Source organism: Variovorax sp. R-27 (assembly GCF_049913215.1).
Classification (GTDB): Bacteria; Pseudomonadota; Gammaproteobacteria; order Burkholderiales; family Burkholderiaceae_C; genus Variovorax.
In genome coordinates, this window is record NZ_CP183984.1 from 4,015,703 (window position 1) to 4,037,678 (window position 21,976).

Annotated in this window: 21 protein-coding genes and 1 riboswitch; of the genes, 13 read left to right on the forward strand and 8 right to left on the reverse strand. The window is 66.2% G+C overall.

From position 1 onward, the window contains the following. The first annotated feature begins 19 nt into the window (after positions 1–19). A riboswitch (ZMP/ZTP riboswitch) is annotated at positions 20–145 on the forward strand. Between the two features lie 41 nt (positions 146–186). Both glyA and nrdR read left to right on the forward strand, forming a co-directional pair. Then, complete coding sequence (gene glyA, locus ACN9MV_RS18810; protein WP_093073667.1) at positions 187–1,431, forward strand: serine hydroxymethyltransferase; 1,245 nt, start codon at positions 187–189, stop codon at positions 1,429–1,431. A 24-nt stretch (positions 1,432–1,455) separates the two neighbouring features. Continuing rightward, complete coding sequence (gene nrdR / locus ACN9MV_RS18815; RefSeq protein ID WP_093175968.1) at positions 1,456–1,899, forward strand: transcriptional regulator NrdR; 444 nt, start codon at positions 1,456–1,458, stop codon at positions 1,897–1,899. 35 nt (positions 1,900–1,934) lie between these two features. Here the strand turns inward: nrdR and ACN9MV_RS18820 are convergent, their stop codons facing one another. Genes ACN9MV_RS18820 through ACN9MV_RS18845 form a run of 6 tightly spaced genes read right to left on the reverse strand, consistent with a single transcriptional unit; the run spans position 1,935 to position 8,160 of the window. Continuing rightward, on the reverse strand, positions 1,935–2,396 hold the full coding sequence (locus tag ACN9MV_RS18820; RefSeq protein WP_426388947.1) for a type IV pilin protein: 462 nt from the start codon (positions 2,394–2,396) through the stop codon (positions 1,935–1,937). 13 nt (positions 2,397–2,409) lie between these two features. Beyond that, on the reverse strand, positions 2,410–5,589 hold the full coding sequence (locus ACN9MV_RS18825; protein WP_426388949.1) for a PilC/PilY family type IV pilus protein: 3,180 nt from the start codon (positions 5,587–5,589) through the stop codon (positions 2,410–2,412). 18 nt (positions 5,590–5,607) lie between these two features. Next, entirely contained in the window at positions 5,608–6,315 is a 708-nt protein-coding gene (locus tag ACN9MV_RS18830; protein WP_426388950.1) for a pilus assembly PilX family protein, read from the reverse strand. Continuing rightward, positions 6,312–7,121 (reverse strand): PilW family protein, encoded by an 810-nt coding sequence (locus ACN9MV_RS18835; RefSeq protein ID WP_426388951.1) that lies wholly within the window; start codon positions 7,119–7,121, stop codon positions 6,312–6,314. The genes ACN9MV_RS18830 and ACN9MV_RS18835 overlap by 4 nt, the downstream gene beginning before the upstream one ends. After that, positions 7,118–7,660: a type IV pilus modification protein PilV gene (pilV, locus tag ACN9MV_RS18840; protein WP_426393183.1), complete on the reverse strand. Its 543-nt coding sequence runs from the start codon at positions 7,658–7,660 to the stop codon at positions 7,118–7,120. The genes ACN9MV_RS18835 and pilV overlap by 4 nt, the downstream gene beginning before the upstream one ends. Further along, entirely contained in the window at positions 7,660–8,160 is a 501-nt protein-coding gene (locus tag ACN9MV_RS18845; RefSeq protein WP_426388952.1) for a GspH/FimT family pseudopilin, read from the reverse strand. The genes pilV and ACN9MV_RS18845 overlap by 1 nt, the downstream gene beginning before the upstream one ends. A 207-nt stretch (positions 8,161–8,367) precedes the next feature. Here ACN9MV_RS18845 and ribD point away from each other — a divergent pair, with 207 nt between their 5' ends. The 11 genes from ribD (at position 8,368) to ACN9MV_RS18900 (ending at position 17,949) form a co-directional block, all read left to right on the forward strand. Further along, positions 8,368–9,489 carry a bifunctional diaminohydroxyphosphoribosylaminopyrimidine deaminase/5-amino-6-(5-phosphoribosylamino)uracil reductase RibD gene (ribD, locus tag ACN9MV_RS18850; protein ID WP_426388953.1) on the forward strand — a complete coding sequence of 374 codons (1,122 nt, stop codon included), beginning with the start codon at positions 8,368–8,370 and terminating at the stop codon, positions 9,487–9,489. Positions 9,490–9,532: 43 nt separating this feature from the next. Beyond that, positions 9,533–10,198, forward strand: a complete 666-nt coding sequence (locus tag ACN9MV_RS18855; RefSeq protein WP_093055942.1) for a riboflavin synthase — start codon at positions 9,533–9,535, stop codon at positions 10,196–10,198. Next, the gene (ribBA, locus tag ACN9MV_RS18860) at positions 10,195–11,349 is read left to right on the forward strand and encodes a bifunctional 3,4-dihydroxy-2-butanone-4-phosphate synthase/GTP cyclohydrolase II (RefSeq protein WP_093073649.1); all 1,155 of its coding nucleotides are present in this window, start codon (positions 10,195–10,197) and stop codon (positions 11,347–11,349) included. The genes ACN9MV_RS18855 and ribBA overlap by 4 nt, the downstream gene beginning before the upstream one ends. A 6-nt stretch (positions 11,350–11,355) precedes the next feature. Continuing rightward, positions 11,356–11,817 (forward strand): 6,7-dimethyl-8-ribityllumazine synthase, encoded by a 462-nt coding sequence (gene ribH, locus ACN9MV_RS18865; protein ID WP_093055938.1) that lies wholly within the window; start codon positions 11,356–11,358, stop codon positions 11,815–11,817. Then, positions 11,814–12,359, forward strand: a complete 546-nt coding sequence (gene nusB / locus ACN9MV_RS18870; protein WP_426388954.1) for a transcription antitermination factor NusB — start codon at positions 11,814–11,816, stop codon at positions 12,357–12,359. Before ribH ends, nusB begins: the two co-directional genes overlap by 4 nt. Then, positions 12,356–13,552: a pyridoxal phosphate-dependent aminotransferase gene (locus ACN9MV_RS18875; RefSeq protein ID WP_426388955.1), complete on the forward strand. Its 1,197-nt coding sequence runs from the start codon at positions 12,356–12,358 to the stop codon at positions 13,550–13,552. The genes nusB and ACN9MV_RS18875 overlap by 4 nt, the downstream gene beginning before the upstream one ends. After that, positions 13,549–14,007, forward strand: coding sequence for a tol-pal system-associated acyl-CoA thioesterase (gene ybgC, locus ACN9MV_RS18880; RefSeq protein WP_093055934.1), 459 nt, complete (start codon positions 13,549–13,551; stop codon positions 14,005–14,007). The genes ACN9MV_RS18875 and ybgC overlap by 4 nt, the downstream gene beginning before the upstream one ends. Continuing rightward, positions 14,004–14,726 carry a protein TolQ gene (gene tolQ / locus ACN9MV_RS18885; RefSeq protein WP_093055932.1) on the forward strand — a complete coding sequence of 241 codons (723 nt, stop codon included), beginning with the start codon at positions 14,004–14,006 and terminating at the stop codon, positions 14,724–14,726. Before ybgC ends, tolQ begins: the two co-directional genes overlap by 4 nt. 15 nt (positions 14,727–14,741) lie before the next feature. Then, entirely contained in the window at positions 14,742–15,179 is a 438-nt protein-coding gene (locus ACN9MV_RS18890; protein WP_093055930.1) for an ExbD/TolR family protein, read from the forward strand. Positions 15,180–15,182: 3 nt separating this feature from the next. Continuing rightward, positions 15,183–16,100, forward strand: coding sequence for a cell envelope integrity protein TolA (gene tolA, locus ACN9MV_RS18895; protein WP_426388957.1), 918 nt, complete (start codon positions 15,183–15,185; stop codon positions 16,098–16,100). A gap of 118 nt (positions 16,101–16,218) precedes the next feature. Beyond that, positions 16,219–17,949: a peptidoglycan D,D-transpeptidase FtsI family protein gene (locus ACN9MV_RS18900; protein ID WP_093055926.1), complete on the forward strand. Its 1,731-nt coding sequence runs from the start codon at positions 16,219–16,221 to the stop codon at positions 17,947–17,949. A 15-nt stretch (positions 17,950–17,964) separates the two neighbouring features. Here the strand turns inward: ACN9MV_RS18900 and ACN9MV_RS18905 are convergent, their stop codons facing one another. Together ACN9MV_RS18905 and dnaE are read right to left on the reverse strand one after the other, a co-directional pair. Next, complete coding sequence (locus ACN9MV_RS18905; RefSeq protein WP_093055924.1) at positions 17,965–18,318, reverse strand: YgiW/YdeI family stress tolerance OB fold protein; 354 nt, start codon at positions 18,316–18,318, stop codon at positions 17,965–17,967. Positions 18,319–18,431: 113 nt separating this feature from the next. Then, positions 18,432–21,950 carry a DNA polymerase III subunit alpha gene (gene dnaE / locus ACN9MV_RS18910; RefSeq protein ID WP_093055922.1) on the reverse strand — a complete coding sequence of 1,173 codons (3,519 nt, stop codon included), beginning with the start codon at positions 21,948–21,950 and terminating at the stop codon, positions 18,432–18,434. Positions 21,951–21,976: the final 26 nt, after the last annotated feature.

A 21,976-nucleotide genomic window follows, 5' to 3' on the forward strand; every position in this document is an offset into this window, starting at 1 on the left:
GCCGGGTGTGAGCTACACTCGGCGGGTACGCGACTGGCGATAGGCGCAGCACCCGAACACGGTGCCACGCGCTGACGTGGAATACCACTGGGAAGCGTACCGCCTGACCACAACAGGCGTTCAGCCGTTCGCCTGGGCAGCCCTTGTTTGGTTGAAGAACAAGGACCTCGTCTTCAAAGGACTGCCATGTACCAACGCAACATCCTGGTCGAACAGACCGATCCCGAAATCTGGGCCGCGATTCAAGCCGAAAACGCGCGCCAGGAACATCACATCGAGCTGATCGCCAGCGAGAACTACGCCTCGCCGGCCGTCATGGCTGCCCAGGGCTCGCAGCTCACTAATAAGTACGCCGAAGGCTATCCGGGCAAGCGCTACTACGGCGGCTGCGAGCACGTCGACGTGGCCGAGCAGCTGGCCATCGACCGCGTCAAGCAGATCTTCGGCGCCGACGCCGCCAACGTGCAGCCGCATTGCGGCGCCTCGGCCAACGAAGCCGTGATGCTCGCCTTCCTGAAGCCCGGCGACACCATCATGGGCATGAGCCTGGCCGAAGGCGGCCACCTGACCCACGGCATGCCTCTCAATATGAGCGGCAAGTGGTTCAACGTCGTGAGCTACGGCCTGGACGCCAACGAAGCCATCGACTACGACGCGATGGAACGCAAGGCGCACGAGCACATGCCCAAGCTCATCATCGCGGGCGCCTCGGCGTATTCGCTGCGCATCGATTTCGAGCGCTTCGCCAAGGTGGCCAAGGACGTCGGCGCGATCTTCATGGTCGACATCGCCCACTACGCAGGCCTCGTGGCCGCGGGCGTGTACCCCAACCCGGTGCCGCATGCCGACGTGGTCACCTCCACCACCCACAAGAGCCTGCGCGGCCCGCGCGGCGGCATCATCCTGATGAAGTCGCAGCACGAGAAGGCCATCAACAGCGCCATCTTCCCCGGCCTGCAAGGCGGCCCGCTGATGCATGTGATCGCCGCCAAGGCCGTCGCTTTCAAGGAAGCCATGGCGCCCGAGTTCAAGGCCTACCAGCAACAGGTGGTCAAGAACGCCCAGATCGTGGCCGACACCCTCACCCAGCGCGGCCTGCGCATCGTGAGCGGACGCACCGAAAGCCATGTGATGCTGGTCGACCTGCGCGCCAAGGGCATCACCGGCAAGGAAGCCGAAGCCGTGCTGGGCAGCGCCCACATGACGATCAACAAGAACGCGATCCCCAACGACCCGGAAAAGCCGATGGTCACCAGCGGCGTGCGCATCGGCACCCCCGCCATGACCACCCGCGGCTTCAAGGACGAAGAGGCCCGAATCACCGCAAACCTGATCGCCGACGTGCTCGAGAACCCGCGCGACGCGGCGAACATCGACGCCGTGCGCGCCAAGGTCCACGCGCTGACGAGCCGCTTCCCTGTCTACCGCTGATTCCGAGCAAGAAGACCTGACCGCATGAAATGCCCTTTTTGCGGTCATCTTGAAACGCAGGTCGTCGAGACCCGCGTTTCGGAAGACGCCGACTTCGTCCGCAGGCGCCGCCAGTGCAGCGCTTGCGACAAGCGCTTCACCACCTACGAGCGGCCGGACGTCAATTTTCCCGTCGTCGTGAAGAAGGACGGCAGCCGCGCCGACTTCGAATCGACCAAGGTGCGCGCCTCCATGATGCTGGCGCTGCGCAAGCGCCCGGTGAGCATCGAGCAGATCGACAACGCCCTGCTGCGCATCGAGCAGAAGCTGCTGGCCAGCGGCCTGCGCGAAATCGACTCGACCAAGGTCGGCGAGCTCGTGATGCGCGAACTCAAGAAGCTCGACAAGGTCGCCTACGTGCGCTTTGCCTCGGTGTACCGCAGCTTCGAGGACGTGGACGAGTTCAGGCAGTTGCTGCGCGATATCTGAGCCGCGTCGGCAACCGACGTACTCTCACAGGCACCTCAACGGTTCCAGCAAAGCTGCACCAGCGCACTCGAAGCGTCGGTGCTGCTGCCCGCCAGCTTGACGCCCAGCTGGTTGACCGTGAGGGTTCCGCACTCGTCATTGCGCGAAGCCCCCGCTGGAACGGCTTGCAAGGTGTAGCTGGTCTCGTTTCTTGCGACATAGCTGATGGAATAGTTCGCCGTGCCGGACGACGGCGACTGCCCCAGTCCGGCCGGCAGCGCGACGGTCGCCGGCGGATAGCGTCCGTTGGCGGTCATGTAGCGCTCGGTCCACTGCGCCGCCTGCAACAACTGCTGCTTCGCGTCGGCCCGCTTGGCCCGCAGCACGTAGCGCGTGTAGCTCGGGTAGGCGATGGCGGCGAGGATGCCGATCACCGCCGTCACGATCATGAGTTCGATCAGCGTGAAGCCGCGCGAGCGGCCCCGTCTACCAGACTGTGTCCTGGATTGCTTTTTCATGGTTCTCCTCCCTTCAGTCGGTCGACATCAGGCTGCGCCAGCCGAAGCGGCGCACGACGTCGGGCCGTGTCAACGTCTTGCACTCTCCGGCGGCATTGCAGATCACGTCCTTGCCCTTTTCCTTGTTCTTCGGCTGAAGAACCATGTCGTCCTTGCCGGAGCGATTCCGGAAGCCGGCATAGGCCCCCACCGCGCCGGAAGTGGAATACGCAATGCCCTCGGGCGCAGAGCCGCTGAAGAAGTCGATTACCAGCGACCAGCCGTCGTCGCCCGTTCCGGCGGTGCAGGTGACCGAATTGCTGCCTGAGCCGGGAATGGTGCTCGAGAACAGCCCGATGCCGCTGGTCAGCACATCACCCGGATAGACGACACGCTCTCCCGACGCAGGCAGCTTCAGGTGCCAGCCGCGCTTGGCCTCCGAGCCGGTGTAGCTCACGGCGTTGTGGGAGACGGTGCGCAACTCGGCATCGCCCTCCTCGACCGGTGTGGCGCCGATGGTCTGCGCCACGAGGTCGCTCCTCGTCGCGGTGCTCGAGCTTCCGTTGACCGGGTCCCAGATGCCGTACAGGTACTGGTCGGCGGTCGAGCGCTCGTCGCCGGAGGCGAACAGCCGACCGGTGCCGAACACCACCATGTAGCCACCGCGCGGATGCCCCACAACCACCGGCGCCGTCGTGATCGGCTGGCTGGCGCCGGCCGCGAACAGCGGCTTGTTGTCGAGGCCGGACGGGGTCGCGGCCCCGGTTGCGGCCGGACGATTCGAGCTGAGAGGCCCCATCGTGGCTTTCCACTGCCGGCTGTCGGTGCCGCCGAGGTCGAACTTCCAGAGATTGCCGAGCAGGTCTCCGGCGTAGACAAGGTCGACCTTGCCATCGCCATTGAGGTCCACCGGACGTGGCGCGGACAGGCCGTTGCCCGTGTCCTTCTCCTGCGTGACCGGCGCCGGAATCTTGAGCACCGCCTTGTCGCCATCGAGATACTGGATCCACAGCACCGCCTTCTCACTCTTGCTGTTGTAGCCGTTGCCCAGGATCAGGGCCTTTCGGTCGTTGCTCAACTGGGCGACCTGCAGCGCCCGCCCCGAGAAGGAATCGAGCGCAGGCTGCTGGAACTGATGGCCCAGGTCGTCGTCCGCAAGCGCGGTCGTGTCGATCAGCGCGACGCTGGCGGCCTTGCCCTCGTCGACGCTCTCGGGCCTGGTGGCGTCGAGCACGAAGTAGCCTTTGCCACCCGCGCCCAGCGTGCCCAAGAGCAAAGACTTCCAGTTCGCCGCCTTCTGCTCGTCGGTCGTCTTGGCCGAGGATGTCGGCCCCATGTAGATGTCGGCGACGAAGGCACTGCCGTCGACGTAGTACCGGTGGGTGTAGCCGCCTTCGCTGAGCCGCTTGAGATTCGGCGCCGCCGCCGTGCCGTAGAGGCCTTCGGGCACGTAGGCGAACGCCTCCTTGCCGGTGCTCGCGTTGAAAGCATGCAACATGCCGTCGTTGGCGCCGACATAGACCATCGGCGCGCGGGGGATGGCCGCGAACGCCGCATAGGCGTCGCCGGTGAAGCCGCTCTTCGGCTGTCCCGCGTACCAGACGCTGGAGCCCACGATGTCGCCGAGCACATGGCCGCGCTTGCGGAACTGGCGGCCGGCGCCCTCGTTGCTGCGGTCGCCGCGCAGGAAGTCGAGCACGGCCCGGCCGAGGGCGGTGCTCTCGGCGTCGGTGTCGGTGCTGGCCTTGAGCGCGGCCCTCTGCGCGTCGCTCAAGTCGGCCCACCTGAACGGCACGCCCGCGCCGGTGGTCGCTGCGCGGCCCCTCGACGCAGCCGTGGTACCGGAGAAGCTGAGTACAACGCGGTCCCGGTCGTGTGCGCCAGCGCTTGCCATGCGGGTATCGAGCAGGTCGCGCGCCGACCAGTCGGCTTTGGCAGCAAGCCTGCCGTCGGTGCCGAACTTCGTGGCGCTGAGCCTGCCGGACCAGTCGGCCGTGTCGTAGCCGGCCTGATAGACGGAAGTGTCTGTCGAGACTCGGGAAGCGCTGGCGGAAATGGAGGTCAGCGGGGTGCCGGTGTTGACCAGAACCTGTCCAAGGATGGATTTGAAGGCGCTGCTCAGGGCTTTGGCATTGGAAGCCGGCGTGAACGTGCCACGGCTGTTCAGGGCGGCATGCCAGAGGTCCATGCGTGCATTGCCACTGAACGGATCCAGCCATTGGATCGAGCCGTCGACCACGCCGGCATAGTCTCCGCTGTAGGTGGGGTGCAATGCAGTCGTCGAGATTTTCGGTCGCGACCACCAGTCACCCGCAGCACCGAACCCGATGAAGTGGGTCGTCAGGTGCTGCCAGGTGGCCGGATCGTTCTTGGGATTCCAGTACTCGGGAACCTTGGCACGCCCCACTGTCACATCGCCCGGTTCGGCAATGATCTTCCTCAGGCTGTTCGGCACGCCTGGTTGCAGATCGCGGGCCCAGTACTCGAAGGTCAAGTCAGCGAGCGTCGGACGCTTCATCCTCCCGAAGTTGTCGGCATAGGGTGCGTACGGCGCGTAGAGGGTGCCGTCCGGGAGCCGCCGGTGCGTGCCGTCTTCGTTGGCGACGATGGGCATGAAGCTCTCGAACCCCGAGGGAGGCCAGTAGTCGCCATCTGTCATGAAGATGTGGAACGACCTGCGGCAGCCCGACTGCGGGGCTCCGGCCACACCCGGATCATCCGAGAAGGGGCTGTGCTGGCCGGTGATCTGCATGTACTCGCCGGCACGGGTCATCATTTCGTGAAGAGGCGTGCCCCCCGTCGCCTGAACGGCATTGACCCAGGCCATGAAATTGGCGCGGTGCGTCCGGTCCAGCGAACGCATCAGGTTCGCGTTGACACGTCCGCCGATCCTGCAAGGAAGCGCGGCGCTTCTGAATGCAGCGCAGTTGCGATCACTGCGATCGTCGTTCAGCGCCTGCCAGGCGAGGCGGATGCGGTGATCGGGAATGTTGGCCTCGGAGAAGTTCTCCCTGAGAGCAGCCTGCAGGGCAGCCATGCCGCTGCCGTACATGCTTCCGGAGTTGTCGACGGAAACGATCACGTTCGGCGCCGGCTCCGCGACCGCGGCATTTCGCGGCACCTGCGCCAGCGGATACTGCGCGGCGTGCACGACGGTCTGTGCCAGCACCAGGCCGGACACGACGGCGCGTCCCGGCAGCTTCCTGATCCTCATCTCTTTCTCTCCCTATATTCAGTTCACCCCGGAGACCGGGTCCGGATCGAAGGACACCTGCAGCTCGACCTTCGTCGCATCCCCTTTGCCGGTGCCGCTGCGCGCTCCCGTGGCAGTCGCCGTGATGCGATACAGCGGATATTTGCTGTTCCTTCGATCGATCACCTCGATCCAGTACCTGGCGCCGCGCAGCGCCGGACTGCCGGCACTGGGCGCTCCGGTGAACTCGCCGTACCTGGCGTACTTGGCCTTGTAGGCATCGCCGCGCCAGAAGCGGTAGGCCTCGCTGCCTGCGGCGGCGGCGACCGAATCGGGTTCGGAGAAATAGCAGATGCCCCGCTCGCAGCTGTTGGGGCCGGCGTTCATGTAGGCGGTGACCCAGCCCGTATCCCGGTCGGGAAAGACGCGGCCGTCTTCTGCCTTGCGGCAGCGCGCCGCGGCAAGTGCCGAACACGCCACGTAGGTCTTGCTCGCGGAATCGAAGGCCAGTTGCCGGATGTCGCGCTCCGCATCCAGCAGCGCTGCCTCGGCAGCCTCGAAGGCGCGCTGGTATTCGCGCTGGCTGCCCGCCATCGACTCGAGAAGCACCGCGGTGCGCGCGCCACCGATCAGCAGCAGGGCCGAAAGCAGCAGCATGATCATCACGATGAACAGCGTGAAGCCATGCTGTGCCGGCAGTTCGCCGGCCAGCCTGCGGGCGGGACCTGTCGCCTTCGCCGTGCTCACAACGCCCCCAGGTCGTTTCGCAGCGAGAACACTGCCGTGTAGACGCGCCGCAGCTTGCCGTCGCCGCTCGTCTTCGAGACCCCGTCGCAGTCGACATGGCTGCCTGCAGGGTTGCTCCTGGAAGTGCCTGCGAGCTGCAGGCAGAGGCGAACCGTGCGGACGTCGCGGAAGCCCTCATCGACGTCGTCGGCCGTCACGTAGCGCACCACCTGCCGGCTTCCGGATGTGGCGCTGACCCCATACATGACGTCGAAACGCTCCACACCGTCGATGACCGGCTGCAGGGTCGTATTGCCGCTGCCCCGGCACCTGAGCACGCCGTCCGACACGGAGAACTCGCTGGTGATGAGCCGCGCATTGCCCTGCGCTTCGGGGGCGGCCCTGTCGTATTCGCCGCCCGAAGACCGCCCTGGCTCCTGACCCAGGCAGTCCTTGAAATAGTCGGGGTTCGGCGCATAGCCCAGCTTCAGCTTGTCATTGGCGGAGCCTCCCGCAGACTCCACGCCCTTGATCGCGAAGAAAGCCCGCTCGTCGTTCAGGTTGGTGCCCCGGTCGGCACTGACGTTGAAGTAGTAGAGCGGCTCAGTGGGATCGATGGGGATGTAGCCGGCCTGCCGTATCTGCTGGCCCAGCATCCTGAAGGCCAGCGCCGAGGACTGGTTGAGCGTGTTGACGTCGTCGCCGGTCATGGCGGCGCTGCGCGTGCCGAGCATGGCCGCGATCGCGGCCAGCACGATCAGCATGCCGACGACCAGCGCGACGAGGAACTCGACCAGCGTGAAGCCGGATGGCGTTCGGCGCTTCATGGCTGCGGCACCGCGACGGCGACTTCGAGGCAGGCCTTTCCCGTGGGGCACTGCCAGTTCGGGTCGGGCGCGATCGGGTCGATCACCGCCGGCTCATCCCAGGCAACGTGCATGAACAGCATGCCGCCCGCCGTCGCGCTGGCCTTCACGTCGGCCACCCCGCCGGGCAATGCGGCAGCTATCGCGCGCTTCCAGCTCCACAGATCGTGCGCCGCGAGTTCGGCGGCGTTGCAGGCGGCCCTGGCCCCCTCGCAAGAAGGGCTGGGCCGGTCGGCTGCTGCAGCCGACCAGTCTGACACGTACCGGCTGGGCTTCGCCGCCGCTGCTGCGGGATTGGCACGGATGCGATCGGCCATGTCGCCGGCCAGCTGCATCGCGAGGTTCTGGTTGCTTGCGCCGACGCTGTCGACCAGCACACGAACCTGGAAACCGGCCAGCGCCAGCAGGCCCAGCGAGAGCACGAGCAGCGCGACCAGCGCTTCGATCATCGAGAAGCCCGACTGCACCCGATGCAGCCGGCGAACGCAAAGACGCTGCATCAGCACGAGCCGTCTCCCTTCCCCAGCCGTACGCGCCCGCCGAGCGCGAGGCATACCGCAACGATGTTGGGTGAATCGGCGCTGTCGGCCGGACGAAGGCGAAAACGGCCCGCGCCGGTCGAGTGGCCCATGGGGTCGAACGACATGGTGCCAGCCGGACTCTTCTCGATGGAGACACGGCCGTCGGGGTCCTGGCGCTTGAGGATTTCGGCGGCGTCGCCGCTTCCGACCAGCGTCTCCCAGCCGCAGCTCCAGTCCCGGCCCTGGCACCCCGGTCGCTGCTGCATGGTCACCTTCACCCCTCGGCGAGCCGCCTCGGCGCGGGCATCGCTGATGCTCGCCATCAGCGCCTTGGCCATGCCTTCGACCCGATACCGTTCGACGAGGCCGCTGAAACTCGGCAGCGCCAATCCCAGCATCACGGCCATCAGTACGATCACGACCATCATCTCGATGAGCGTGAAGCCTCGTTCGGACGCGCAGAATCCGTTGTTGTCCATGTCGTGCCGCCCGCCGCCTTGCACCTGTGTGCCGGACGGGCGCTCCTCCCTGATTTCGATGGGTGCGAATTCTATTTTTCCGATTTCCCGTTGGCCGGCCAATAACGTCAATTGCGCGACAGACGGTCAAAACAAATGGATTGGCGGCGAATTGTTTTCAATGGATTTCAAAATTGACATTTGCAAGGCAATTGATTTAACAAAAGAATGACAAAAGAAAATCCGAATTTCATGGTTCAGGCCCTGGATCTCGCGCGCCAGGCCGGCCCGGAGACCGATCCGAACCCCCGCGTCGGCTGCGTGCTGGCTGCGCCCGACGGCACGGTGATCGGGAGGGGCCACACCCAGCAGGTCGGCGGTCCGCATGCGGAGGTGATGGCGCTGCGCGATGCGGCGGCGCGCGGCAATTCGGTCGCCGGCGCGACGGCCTGGGTCACGCTGGAGCCCTGTTCGCATCACGGCCGTACAGGCCCGTGCTGCGATGCCCTGGTCGCGGCCGGCATCGGCCGGGTCGTGGCGGCGATGGCCGATCCCAACCCGCTGGTTTCGGGCCAGGGCTTCGAGCGGCTGCGTGCCGCGGGCGTGGCGGTCGAGGTCGGGCCTGGAGCTGATGAGGCTCGGGAGCTCAACCTCGGCTTCTTCAGCCGGATGGTGCGCAAGACGCCGTGGGTGCGACTCAAGGCGGCGGCCTCGCTCGACGGCAAGACCGGCCTGCGCAACGGCGTGAGCCAGTGGATCACCTCCGAGCCGGCACGCGCCGACGGCCATGCCTGGCGGGCTCGCGCCAGCGCAGTGCTGACCGGCGTGGGCACGGTGCTGGAAGACGACCCGCGCCTCGACGTGCGCCTGGTGCAGACCACGCGCCAGCCGCGCGTCGTGGTGATCGACAGCCAATTGCAGACGCCCCCGGATGCAAAGCTCTTCGTGCCCGGCCGCGCGGTCTGGATCTACGCCGCCAGGCAGGACGAACAGAGGGCGGCTGCACTGGCGGCGCGCGGTGCAACCGTCACCTACTTGCCGAATGCGCAGGGCAAGGTCGACCTCGCTGCGATGCTGAAGGATCTCGCCCGCCGCGAAGTCAACGAATTGCATGTCGAGGCCGGGCACAAGCTCAATGGCTCGCTGCTGCGCGAAGGGCTGGTCGACGAGCTGTTGATTTACCTAGCGCCCAAGCTGATCGGCGACGGGCTGGATATCGCCTCGGGCATCCACGTCGGCGGCGCATTGACCGAATTGACGGGCGCTCTTCCCCTCGAATTCCGCGGCTTCGAGCAGATCGGGCCCGACCTGCGCATCGTGGCCCGAGTCGCCGGAAGGGGCACCTTCTGACGTTTAGCCCGAAGCCCCTCTCGTTCTCTGCGAAAATGCCGAGATGTTCACCGGAATCATCACCGGCGTGGGGCGCATCGCCGCCATCCACGACCTCGGCACCTCCTCCTCCTTTGGCAAAAGACTCAGCATTGCGGTGCCCGACGGGTATCTCGATGACGTGGGCCTTGGCGACAGCATCGCGCTCAACGGCGCCTGCATGACCGTCACCACGCTCGCTCCCGAGCGACAGCAGTTCACCATCGACATTTCCGCCGAGTCCCTCGACAAGACCGCGGGCCTGACCGACGAGGGCAGCCGCATCAACCTCGAAAAGGCCCTGCGCGCCAGCGACCGTCTCGGCGGCCACATCGTGTCGGGCCATGTGGACGGCATCGGCACCGTGAGCTTCTTCGAGCCCATCGGCGAAAGCTGGGAACTGCGGGTGGTGGCACCGCCCGCGCTGGCCCGCTTCCTCGCCTACAAGGGCTCGATCACCGTCAACGGCGTGAGCCTCACCGTCAACAAGGTGAACGACATCGCCGATGGCGCCGAGATCAGCATCAACCTGATCCCGCACACCGTCGAGAACACTTCCCTCGGCGGCCTGAAGGCCGGCTCGAAGGTCAACCTCGAAATCGATACCGTGGCGCGCTACGTGGAGCGCATGCTTCAGGCGGGCGTGCTGGTGCCCCCCTCTTCCACGTATTCCAAGGACACAGCCGAATGAACGCCTCCGTCACGCCGATCGGCGCTCCCCGCGCCGCGCGCGCCCCAGCCCCGATCTCGTCGGTCGAGGAAATCGTGGCCGAGCTTGCCGCCGGCCGCATGGTGATCCTGGTCGACGAGGAAGATCGCGAGAACGAAGGCGACATCGTCGTCGCGGCCGACCACATCACGCCCGAGGCCATCAACTTCATGGCGCGCCATGCCCGCGGCCTGATCTGCCTCACGCTCTCGCGCGAGATGTGCGAGCGGCTGCAGCTGCCGCCGATGGTGCAGCGCAACGGCGCCAAGCATTCGACCGCGTTCACCGTTTCCATCGAAGCGGCCGAAGGCGTGACCACCGGCATCTCCGCCGCCGACCGCGCCCGCACCGTGCAGGCCGCCGTGGCACCCAACGCCGTAGCTGCCGACCTGGTGCAGCCCGGCCACATCTTCCCGCTGCAGGCGGTGGACGGCGGCGTGCTGATGCGCGCCGGCCATACCGAAGCCGGCTGCGACCTCGCCGCCATGGCCGGCTGCTCGCCCGCCTCGGTGATCTGCGAGGTGATGAACGAAGACGGCACCATGGCCCGCCTGCCCGACCTGCAGATCTTCGCGGCCGAGCACGGCCTCAAGATCGGCACCATCGCCGCGCTCATCGAGCACCGCAGCCGCGTCGAATCGCTGGTCGAGAAGGTCGGCTGCCGCGAGATCCAGACCAACTGGGGCGCCTTCACCGCCCACGCTTTCCGCGACAAGCCCAGCCACGGCGTGCACCTTGCACTGGTACGCGGCAAGTGGGCCCCCGAAGACACGGTGTCGGTGCGCGTGCACGAGCCGCTGTCAGTGCTCGACGCGCTCGAAATCAACCGCTCGCTGCACTCGTGGAGCCTCGACGCAAGCCTTTCGCACATCGCGAACGAGGGCAAGGGCGTGGCCGTGCTGCTGAATTGCGGCGAAACCGCCGGTGAGCTGCTCGCCCAGTTCGACGGCACCGCGCGCCCCGCGCAAGCACCCGAGCGCGGCCGCATGGACCTGCGCAGCTACGGCATCGGCGCGCAGATCCTGCGCGAATGCGGCGTGCACAAGATGAATCTGCTGGGCACGCCGCGTCGCATGCCAAGCATGGCGGCGGGCTACGGGCTCGAAATCGCCGGCTACCTCACGAAAGACTGAACGACCATGCAAGGTTCAAACAAGGGCGAGACAACGCTCAACGGCAAAGGCCTGCGCATCGGCATCGTGCAGGCGCGCTTCAACGCCGACATCACCGATGCGCTGGCTTCGGCCTGCCTCTCGGAGCTCGAGGCGCTGGGCGTGGCTGCCAGCGACATCCATCACCTGCAGGTTCCCGGTGCGCTCGAAGTGCCCGTGGCGCTGCAGGCGCTCGCCGAACGCGGCGGCTACCACGCGCTGGTGGCGCTGGGCTGCATCATCCGCGGCGAAACCTATCACTTCGAACTCGTGGCCAACGAATCGGGCGCGAGCGTGAGCCGCATTGCGCTCGACTACCGCCTGCCCATCGCCAACGCGATCCTCACCACCGAAAACCTCGAGCAGGCCATCGCCCGCCAGACCGACAAGGGCCGCGACGCGGCCCGCGTGGCGGTCGAGATGGCGCAACTGCTGGCCACCCTTTCATGACCGAAGACACCTCCAAGCCCCTCAAGCCCGCTGGCGCCAAGCCGCGCCAGTCGCGCGTCGGCCTCACCAGCACGGGCGCGCGCAAGGCTTCGGCCAAGTCGAACCGCAGCCGCGCGCGCGAGTTCGCGCTGCAGGCGCTCTACCAGCACCTGGTGGGCCGCAACGACCCGACCGAAATCGACCATTTCACGCGCGACCTCGCAGGCTTCCACAAGGCCGATGCGCTGCACTACGACGCGCTGCTGCACGGTTCGATCGAAGGCGCCGAGCAGCTCGACGCACTGATCCGCCCCCTGCTCGACCGCAAGTTCGAAGAGATTTCGCCCATCGAGCACGCCGTGATGTGGATCGGCGTGTACGAGTTCCAGAACTGCCCCGACGTGCCGTGGCGCGTGGTGCTCAACGAGTGCATCGAACTCGCCAAGGAATTCGGCGGCACCGACGGACACAAGTACGTGAACGCCGTGCTCAACGGACTGGCGCCGCAGCTTCGTCCGCTCGAAGTGGAAGCAGACCGCGCTTCGGGGAAAGCAAAGGCATGAGGATTTCGACGCGCGCGCAGCGCATCGAGCCCTTCTATGTGATGGAAGTGGCGAAGGCCGCCAGTGCATTGGCGCGCCAGGTGGCCCACACCGACCGGCCGATGATCTTCCTGAACATCGGCGAGCCCGACTTCACCGCCCCGCCTCTGGTGCAGGAAGCCGCGGCCCGCGCCGTGCGCGCCGGCGCCACGCAGTACACGCAGGCCACCGGCCTCGACCACCTGCGCGAACGCATCAGCGCCTGGTATCGCCAGCGCTTCAACGTCGACGTGCCGGCCCGCCGCATCGTCGTCACTGCCGGAGCTTCGGCCGCCCTGCAGCTTGCCTGCCTCGCGCTGATCGAATCCGGCGACGAGATCCTGATGCCCGACCCGAGCTACCCGTGCAACCGCCACTTCGTGAGCGCGGCGGACGGCAAGGCCGTGCTGGTGCCGACCACCGCCGAAGAGCGCTTCCAGCTCACGGCGGCCAAGGTCGAGGCCGCGTGGACCAACAAGACGCGCGGGGTGCTGCTCGCCTCGCCGTCGAACCCGACCGGCACTTCGATCGCGCCCGATGAACTGCGCCGCATCCACGAGGTGGTGTCGCAGCGCGGCGGCATCACGCTGATCGACGAGATCTACCTTGGCCTCTCGTACGACGATGCCTTCGGACAGACGGCGCTGGCCATCGACGACAACGTCATCAGCATCAACAGCTTCAGCAAGTACTTCAACATGACCGGCTGGCGCCTTGGCTGGCTGGTGGTGCCCGAAGTGCTGGTGCCGGTGGTCGAGCGCCTCGCGCAAAACCTCTTCATCTGCGCGAGCACCGTGTCGCAGTACGCGGCGCTCGCCTGCTTCGAGGACGAGAGCATTGCCGAGTACGAACGCCGCCGCGCCGAATTCAAGGCGCGCCGCGACTGGTTCATTCCGCAGCTCAACGCATTGGGCCTGAACGTGCCCGTGGTGCCCGACGGCGCCTTCTACGCCTGGGCCGACTGCACGAGCTTCGCCGAAAAGCTCGGCATCTCGGGCAGCTGGGACTTCGCCTTCGAGACCATGAAGCGCGCCCACGTCGCTGTCACGCCCGGTCGCGACTTCGGCACAGCCGAGACGGCCAAGTTCGTGCGCTTCTCCACTGCCAGTTCGATGGCGCACCTGCAGGAATCCATCGAACGCCTGCGGGCCATGGCAGAGAACCAGGCGCAATGAGCTACGCGTTTCCGATCCGCGTCTACTGGGAAGACACCGACGCCGGCGGCATCGTGTTCTACGCCAACTACCTGAAGTTCATGGAGCGCGGCCGCACCGAGTGGCTGCGCTCCCTGGGCGTCGAACAGCGCAAGCTGCGCGAGGAAACGGGCGGCCAGTTCGTGGTGAGCGAAACGCAGCTCAAATACCATCGGCCCTCGCGGCTGGACGACGAACTGCTCGTTACAGCCGATCTTCAACAATTGGGCACTGCGTCGTTGATAATCGGTCAGCGAGTGCTATCAAAAACAGAGCAAGAGCGAACGGGGGCCTCGGCACCCGTCTTGCTGTGCGAAGGCACGATCCGCATCGGCTGGGTGGACGCCGCCACATTGCGTCCCGCACGCATTCCGAAGCAAGTGACGGGAACCCTCGAGCGCTACAGCGGCTCCATGACACAACCTTTCAAGCCATGAACCAAGACCTCTCCATCATCAATCTCCTGCTCCATGCGAGCTTCGTGGTTCAACTGGTCGTGCTGCTGCTGGTGATCGTCTCGATCGCCAGCTGGGCCGCGATCATCCGCAAGTACTTCGCACTTCGGCGCATGCGTGCCCTCAACGACGACTTCGAACGCGAGTTCTGGTCGGGCACCAGCCTCAATGAGCTGTTCGCCTCGGCCGCGCAGAACGCCAAGTTCGCCGGCCCCATGGAGCGCATCTTCGCTTCGGGCATGCGCGAGTATCAAAAGCTGCGCGAACGCCACGTGACCGATGCTCCCACGCTGCTCGACGGCGCCCGCCGCGCGATGCGCGCCAGCTTCCAGCGCGAGCTGGACGCGGCCGAGCAGAACCTCTCGTTCCTGGCCACCGTGGGCTCGGTCTCGCCTTACGTCGGCCTGTTCGGCACGGTCTGGGGCATCATGCACGCCTTCACCGGCCTGGCTGCGCTGGCGCAGGTGACGCTGGCCACTGTAGCGCCCGGCATCGCCGAGGCGCTGGTGGCCACGGCCATCGGCCTGTTCGCTGCCATTCCTGCCGTTGTCGGCTACAACCGCTTCGCCCGCGAGATCGACAAGATCGCCATTGCCCTCGAAACCTACATCGAGGAGTTCTCCAACATCCTGCAGCGCAACCTGTCGGCCAATCCGACGGCCGGCGGCGCCGCATCGTCGGTGGCTCCGGCCAACCGCTGAACGGAGGCGCAGCGCATGCCCGCCGTTTCATCCCGGGGCCGCGGCCGCCGGACGATCAACGAGATCAACATGGTCCCGTTCATCGACGTGATGCTGGTGCTGCTGATCATCTTCATGGTCACGGCACCGCTCATCACGCCGAGCGTGATCAACCTGCCTTCGGTCGACCGCGCCAACAAGCAGCCCGACAAGCCCATCGAGATCGTCATCAAGAGCGAAGACGAAGTACAGATCAAGAAAGACCCGTCCACCGGCTCGGGCGGCACCTCGATCCCCATGACCCAGATCGGCTCCGCGGCCAAGCAGGCCCAGGGCGGCGACGACCAGCGCCCGGTGGTCATCAGCGCCGACAAGTCGGTGAAGTACGAAACCGTCGTGAAGGCGATGAACCAGCTCAAGCGCAGCGGCATCGAGCGCGTGGGCCTGTCGGTCACGACCACGGGCGGCAAATAAGGCATGTCGCTCGCACTGGATCGCCCCGAGTTCGCGCCGCCGCCACAGCGCGGCACGCCGCGTGCCGTCGTGCTGGCCCTCATTGCGCATGCGTTGCTGATCGCCGCGCTGACCTGGGGCGTGCGCTGGCGCAGCGACCCCGACGAAGGCGCGGTCGACGCGGAGCTGTGGTCGTCCACGGTGCAGCAGGCGGCACCCCGCCTGCAGGCACCGCAAGCCCCCACACCTGCCCCCGCGCCGCCGCCGCCCGCACCCGCACCGCCGCCCCCACCGGTGGCGAAGGCGCCCGAGCCCGCACCCGCGCCGAAGGCGCCCGACATTGCCCTGGAGCGCGAGAAGAAGCTCAAGGAGCAGAAGGAACAGAAAGAGCGCGAACTCGAGCAGCAACAGCAGCAAAAGAAGAAAGAGCTCGAAGCCAAGCAGCGCGCCGAAGACGAGGCCCAGCGCAAGAAAGAGCAGCAGCAGAAGCTGGCCGACCAGAAGAAGCAACAGGAAGCCGACGCCAAGCAGGCTGAAGCCAAGAAGGCCGACGCCGCTGCGAAGCAGGCAGCCGCCGACCGTGCCGCCGCGCTCAAGCGCATGCAGGGTCTTGCGGGCGCCAGCGGTGCCGACGATTCGAAGGGCACAGCCCAGCGTTCGTCGGGCCCCTCGAGCGGCTACGCCGGCCGCATCGCCGCAGCCGTGCGCCCGAACATCACCTTCCCCGATGCCGACATGGTGAACGGCAACCCGGCCGCGGAGTTCGAAGTCAACCTGGCGCCCGACGGCACCATCGTCGGCGTCAAGCTCAGCAAGTCGAGCGGCCTGCAGGGCTGGGACGAGGCCGCCGAACGCGGCCTGCGCAAGACCGAGAAGCTGCCGCGCGACACCGACGGGCGCATCTTCCCCTCGCTGATCGTGTCGCTGCGGCCCAAGCGCTGACGGCACAACGTCGATTCGTGCATCGATTCCGGGCGGCAATGAACAACCGCCCGGAACTCGTTCGATGCCGCGCTGTCTACACGCGGACAACAACAGCCGGGCGCCACGCCCGCACAAGATGAATCCCAACGGCCGCATCCGCTACGGCAGCAGTCCGCTGCTCGCCAGCCCCACCCCCGTGTGGCGCAGCAAATTCATCGTGGCCAGCATCGCCTTCGGCTTCGTGCTGCTGGCAGGTCGGGCCGCCTATGTCCAGATCTTCAACAACGACTTCTTCCAGCATCAGGGCGAGGTGCGCTACCAGCGCACACTGGAGCTGCCAGCCAACCGGGGCCGCATCCTCGACCGCAACGGGCTGATCCTGGCCTCCGACATTCCGGCGCCCAGCATCTGGGCCATTCCCGAGGACATCGAGCGCGACGACCCCGAGGTACAGGCCAAGCTCAAGCAGGCCGCCAAGCTGCTCGGCATGCCGCAGAAGGACTTCGACAAGAAGCTGGAGGACGAGGACAAGACCTTCGTATGGCTCAAGCGCCAGGTCGACCAGCCGGTTGCCAAGGAGGTTGCGGCGCTCAACATCAAGGGCATCTACCTGCGCCGCGACTACCGTCGCCAGTATCCCGAGGGCGAGGCGGCGGCGCACCTGGCCGGCTTCACCAACGTGGAAGACATCGGGCAGGAAGGCGTGGAGCTGGCCTTCAACCAGGAGCTGGCTGGCAAGTCCGGCTCGCGCCACGTCCTCAAGGACCGGCTGGGCCACATCGTCGAGGACACCGAGGACCAGGTGCCGCCGACCGAAGGCCACGACATCCAGCTGAGCATCGACGACCGCGTGCAGTTCGTGGCCTACGAGAAGATCCGCGACGCCGTCGTCGCCAACAAGGCGCGTGCCGGCAGCGTGGTGGTGGTCGATGCGCAGACGGGCGAGCTGCTGGCCATGGCCAACTACCCGAGCTACGACCCCAACGACCGCCGCAACCTCACCGGCGAGCAGCTGCGCAACCGCGCGATGACCGACGTGTTCGAGCCGGGCTCGACGATGAAGCCGATCACCATCGCCACCGCGCTGCAACTGGGCCGAGTCACCCCCAAGACCATCATCGACACCAACCCCGGGCGCATCACCGTGTCGGGCGCGACCATCCACGACGACGAGAACTTCGGCGTGCTGACGGTCGAGGGCGTGATCCAGAAGTCGAGCAACGTGGGCGCCACCAAGATCTCGCAGCGCATGACTGCGCAGGAGATGTGGAATTCGCTCACGGCCGTGGGCCTCGGGCAGAAGCCGCAGACGCCCTTCCCCGGCGCGGTAACGGGCCGGCTGCGGCCGTGGAAGTCATGGCGCCCCATCGAGCAGGCCACCATGTCGTACGGCTACGGCCTCTCGGCCTCGCTGTTCCAGATCGCGCATGCGTACACCGCCTTCGCGCACAACGGCGAGGTGATCCCGGTGAGTCTGCTGAAGAACATGGGCGAGGAGCCGGCCGGCGTGCAGGTGTTTTCGCCGCTGGTCGCAAGCGAGGTGCGCCAGATGATGCACATGGCGGCCGCGCCCGGCGGCACCGCGCCGCTGGCGCAGACCGTGGGCTATTCGGTGGGCGGCAAGACCGGCACCGCGCACAAGCAGGTCGGCAAGGGCTACGCCAGCAACAAGTACCGCGCCTGGTACACCGGCATGTCGCCCATCGACAAGCCGCGCATCATCGTCGCGGTGATGGTCGACGAACCCAGCGCCGGCAAGTACTTCGGCGGGCTGGTGGCGGCACCTGTGTTCAGCCAGGTTGTGCAGCAGACGCTGCGCATCATGAACGTGGTGCCCGACCTCGCCGTGGCGCCAATGGCGCACTGAGCCCGCGAACCCGGTTCAGCGCACTACGCTGAGCCGCTTCACGTCGAGCTCGGCCTTGTTGCCGACCAGGTCCTTGTCGAACTCCCCGGATATCTCGACGCGCACCTTGTCGTCGATCTTCACGCCGGCCGGGAAATGCTTGGCGTCGATCTCCACTTTCATGCGGCCGGTGTCGTCGGCAAAGGTGTAGTGCTCGCCGCCGTCATGCGACACGATGAAGCCGCGCAGCGTGGCGTGCTGATCATCCTTGCCGGTGTCGAGCAGTTGCTTGACGCTCATCGTCGGCACGGTGCTGGGGCCGGCGTACTGGGCGGATGCGGCAAAGGGCAACGCCAGGGCCAATGCGAGGACGAGGGATGATTTCTTCATGGCGAGTTCCTCCTTGAACTGCTGATTGGAAAAAGCAGAAAGGATCGTAGCGGGCCCGTCAAAGGGCCCACGCCACCCAAGCACTTGTCGCGCTCTTGCCGTGCGCGATCAGATCAGTCGTAGACGATCAGCGCCTTGCCCGCTTCCGCCTGCGCGGTCCAGCTGGCAAGCGCCGCATCGGTCGGGAAGAACTTGGCGCGCTCGCCCAGTTGCAGCTCGACCTGCGCGCCGCCACGCGCCATCGACAGACGCACCGGCAGGCCCTGGATCAGGTCGCCGACCTCGGTCTGCTCGGTGCGCGGCGGAAAGTCTTTCAGCAGGCGCGCGATGTCGGGCGCCTTGCCGTTCACTGCCACGCGCAGGAACTTGCCGAAGCGGCAGCGCGCCGTGGCAAGGTCCCACACCTGCTGCACCTGGAAGCGCGCCTCGAAGCCGCCGCGCGCGGGCTGAAGCCGGCCGCTGACGATGACCAGCTCGTCGTCTTTCAGCGTGTTGCGGTTGGCGTTGATGGTCGCCTCGTCGGCGGTGGCGTCGATCGAGTCCGACTTGTCGTCGAGCTTGAAGATCGCCAGCCGGCCGCGCTGGCCGTTGATCACGCGGAAGTCGCTCACGATGCCGGCAATGACCTGCTGGTCGCGGCTGTCGAGCAGGTCGCCGATCTCGCGCTTGCAGAAGCGCCGCACCTCGTGCGAAACCTCGTCGAACAGGTGGCCCGAGAGGTAGAAGCCGACGGCTGTTTTCTCGAGCGTCAGCCGCTCCTTCACGCCCCAGGGCGTAGCGTCGACGAGGTCGGGCTCGGCGGTGGCCGAGCCGTGCTCGGCGTCGCCGAAGATGTCGACCTGCGATGCATTGGCCGCGGTGGCATTCGCAAATTCGAAGGCACGGTCGAGCGAGGCGATCAGCGACGCGCGGTTCTGCTGGATCGCGTCGAAGGCGCCGGCCTTGATCAGCGCTTCGACCGTGCGCTTGTTGATGCGCTGGCGGTCGATGCGCACGCAGAAGTCGAACAGGCTCTTGAACGGCCCGCCCTCTTCGCGCGCCCGCACCACGGCCTCGACCGCGAGCTGGCCCGTGCCCTTCACTGCCCCCAGGCCGTAGCGAATGATCTTGTTGGTAACCGGCTCGAAGCGGTAGTTGCCGCGGTTCACGTCCGGCGGCTCGAAGGTGATGCCGAAGTTTTTCTGGGCGTCTTCGAACAGCAGCTTGAGCTTGTCCGTGTCGTCCATTTCCACGGTCATATTGGCGCAGAAGAACTCGGCCGTGTAGTGAACCTTGAGCCAGCCCGTGTGGTACGCCAGCAGCGAGTAGGCGGCCGCGTGCGACTTGTTGAAGCCGTAGCCCGCGAACTTCTCCATCAAATCGAAGATTTCGTCGGCTTTGTCCTGGACGATGCCGTGCGTTGCAAGGGCGCCCGCGCGGAATTTCTCGCGGTGCTCGGCCATCTCCTCGAGCTTCTTCTTGCCCATTGCGCGGCGCAGCAGGTCGGCGCCGCCGAGCGAGTAGCCGCCCAGGATCTGCGCGGTCTGCATCACCTGCTCCTGGTAGACCATGATCCCGTAGGTCTCGGAGAGCATCTCGGCCACGGCCGGGTGCGGGTACTCCACCGTCTCGCGGCCGTGCTTGCGCGCCACGAAGCTGGGAATCAGGTCCATCGGGCCCGGGCGATACAGCGCGTTCAGCGCAATCAGGTCTTCCAGGCGTGTCGGGCGCGCATCTTTCAGCATGCCCTGCATGCCGCGCGATTCAAACTGGAACACCGCTTCCGTCTTGCCGTCGGAGAACAGCCGGTAGGTGGCCGCGTCGTTCAGCGGGATGTTCTCGAACGCGAAGTTCTCCTGGCCCTTGTGGCGCTTCATGATGAACTCGCGCGCAATCTCCAGGATGGTGAGCGTCGCAAGGCCCAAGAAGTCGAACTTCACGAGGCCGATGGCTTCGACGTCGTCCTTGTCGTACTGGCTCACGGCCGATTCGCTGCCGGGCTGCTGGTAGAGCGGGCAGAAGTCGGTGAGCTTGCCCGGTGCGATGAGCACACCACCGGCGTGCATGCCGATGTTTCGGGTCATGCCCTCGAGCTTCTGCGCGAGCTCGACCAGCATGCGGACTTCTTCTTCCTTCTCGATGCGCTCCGCCAGTTGCGGCTCCATCTCGATGGCGTAGTTGTTCTTGTCGCCTTCGATTTTTTTCTCGGGCGGGTATTGCAGCGTGACCGACATGCCGGGCTTGTTCGGAATCAGCTTGCTGATGCCGTCACAGAACATGTAGCTCATGTCCAGCACGCGGCCCACGTCGCGGATGGCCGCGCGCGCGGCCATGGTGCCGAAGGTGGCGATCTGGCTCACGGCGTTGCGGCCGTATTTGTCCTTCACGTAGTCGATCACGCGGTCGCGGTTGCCCTGGCAGAAGTCGATGTCGAAGTCGGGCATCGAGACGCGCTCAGGGTTCAGGAAACGTTCGAACAGCAGCTTGTATTCGAGCGGGTCCAGGTCGGTGATCTTCAGCGCATAGGCCACCAGCGAGCCCGCGCCCGAGCCCCGGCCCGGGCCCACCGGGCAGCCGTTGGCCTTGGCCCACTGGATGAAGTCACCCACGATCAGGAAGTAGCCGGGGAACCCCATGTTCAGGATCGTGTTGATCTCGAACTCCAGCCGCTCCACGTAGCGCGGGCGCTCGGCCTCGCGCTTGGCCTCGTCGGGGTAGAGGTGCTTCAGGCGCACCTCCAGGCCCTCGAATGACTCCTGGCGGAAGAAGTCATCGATCGGCATGCGCACGCCTTCGCTGACGAAGGGCGTCGGAAAGTCGGGCAGCTGCGGCTTGCCCAGCACCAGCGTCAGGTTGCAACGCTTGGCGATCTCGACCGTGTTGGCCAGCGCGCTCGGCACGTCGGCGAACAGCGCCTGCATTTCGGCGGTCGACTTGAAATACTGCTCTTCGGTGAACCGGCGCACCCGGCGCGGGTTGCCGAGAATTTCGCCTTCGGAAATGCACACGCGCGCCTCGTGCGCTTCGTAGTCTTCGCGGGCGGCGAACTGCACGGGATGCGTGGCGACCACTGGCAGATGCAGCCGGGCCGCCAGTTGCACAGCGGCGATGACGTGCGGCTCATCCTCGGGCCGGCCTGCGCGCTGCAGCTCGATGTAGAAGCGGTGCGGAAAAATCCCCGCCAGCCGCAATGCCAGCTCGGCCGCGCGCTCGCCCTGCCCCTGCAGCAGCGGCTGCCCCAGCGGCCCTGCCTGCGCGCCCGAGAGCGCAATCAGCCCGCCCGCGAGCTCTTCGAGCCATTCCAGCTTGCAGGCCGCCTGCGACTGGCCCCGGCCCACGTTCTGCGTCCACGCCCGCGCCAGCAGTTCGGACAGGTGCAGATAGCCTTCAATGTTCTGCACCAGCAGCACGATGCGGGTGAGCACGCCGGGCTCCTTGCCCAGCCCTTCCACGAAGACTTCCGCACCGATGATGGGCTTGACGCCCTTGCCGCGGCCCTGCTTGTAGAACTTGACCGCCCCGAACAGGTTGTTCAGGTCGGTGATGGCCAGCGCGGGCTGCTTGTCGGCAGCGGCGGCCTTGATGACTTCGTCGATCCGGTTGGTGCCGTCGACGACGGAAAATTCGGTGTGCAGGCGCAGGTGAACAAACATCCGGCCATTGTAGTTTTCAAGGGCAC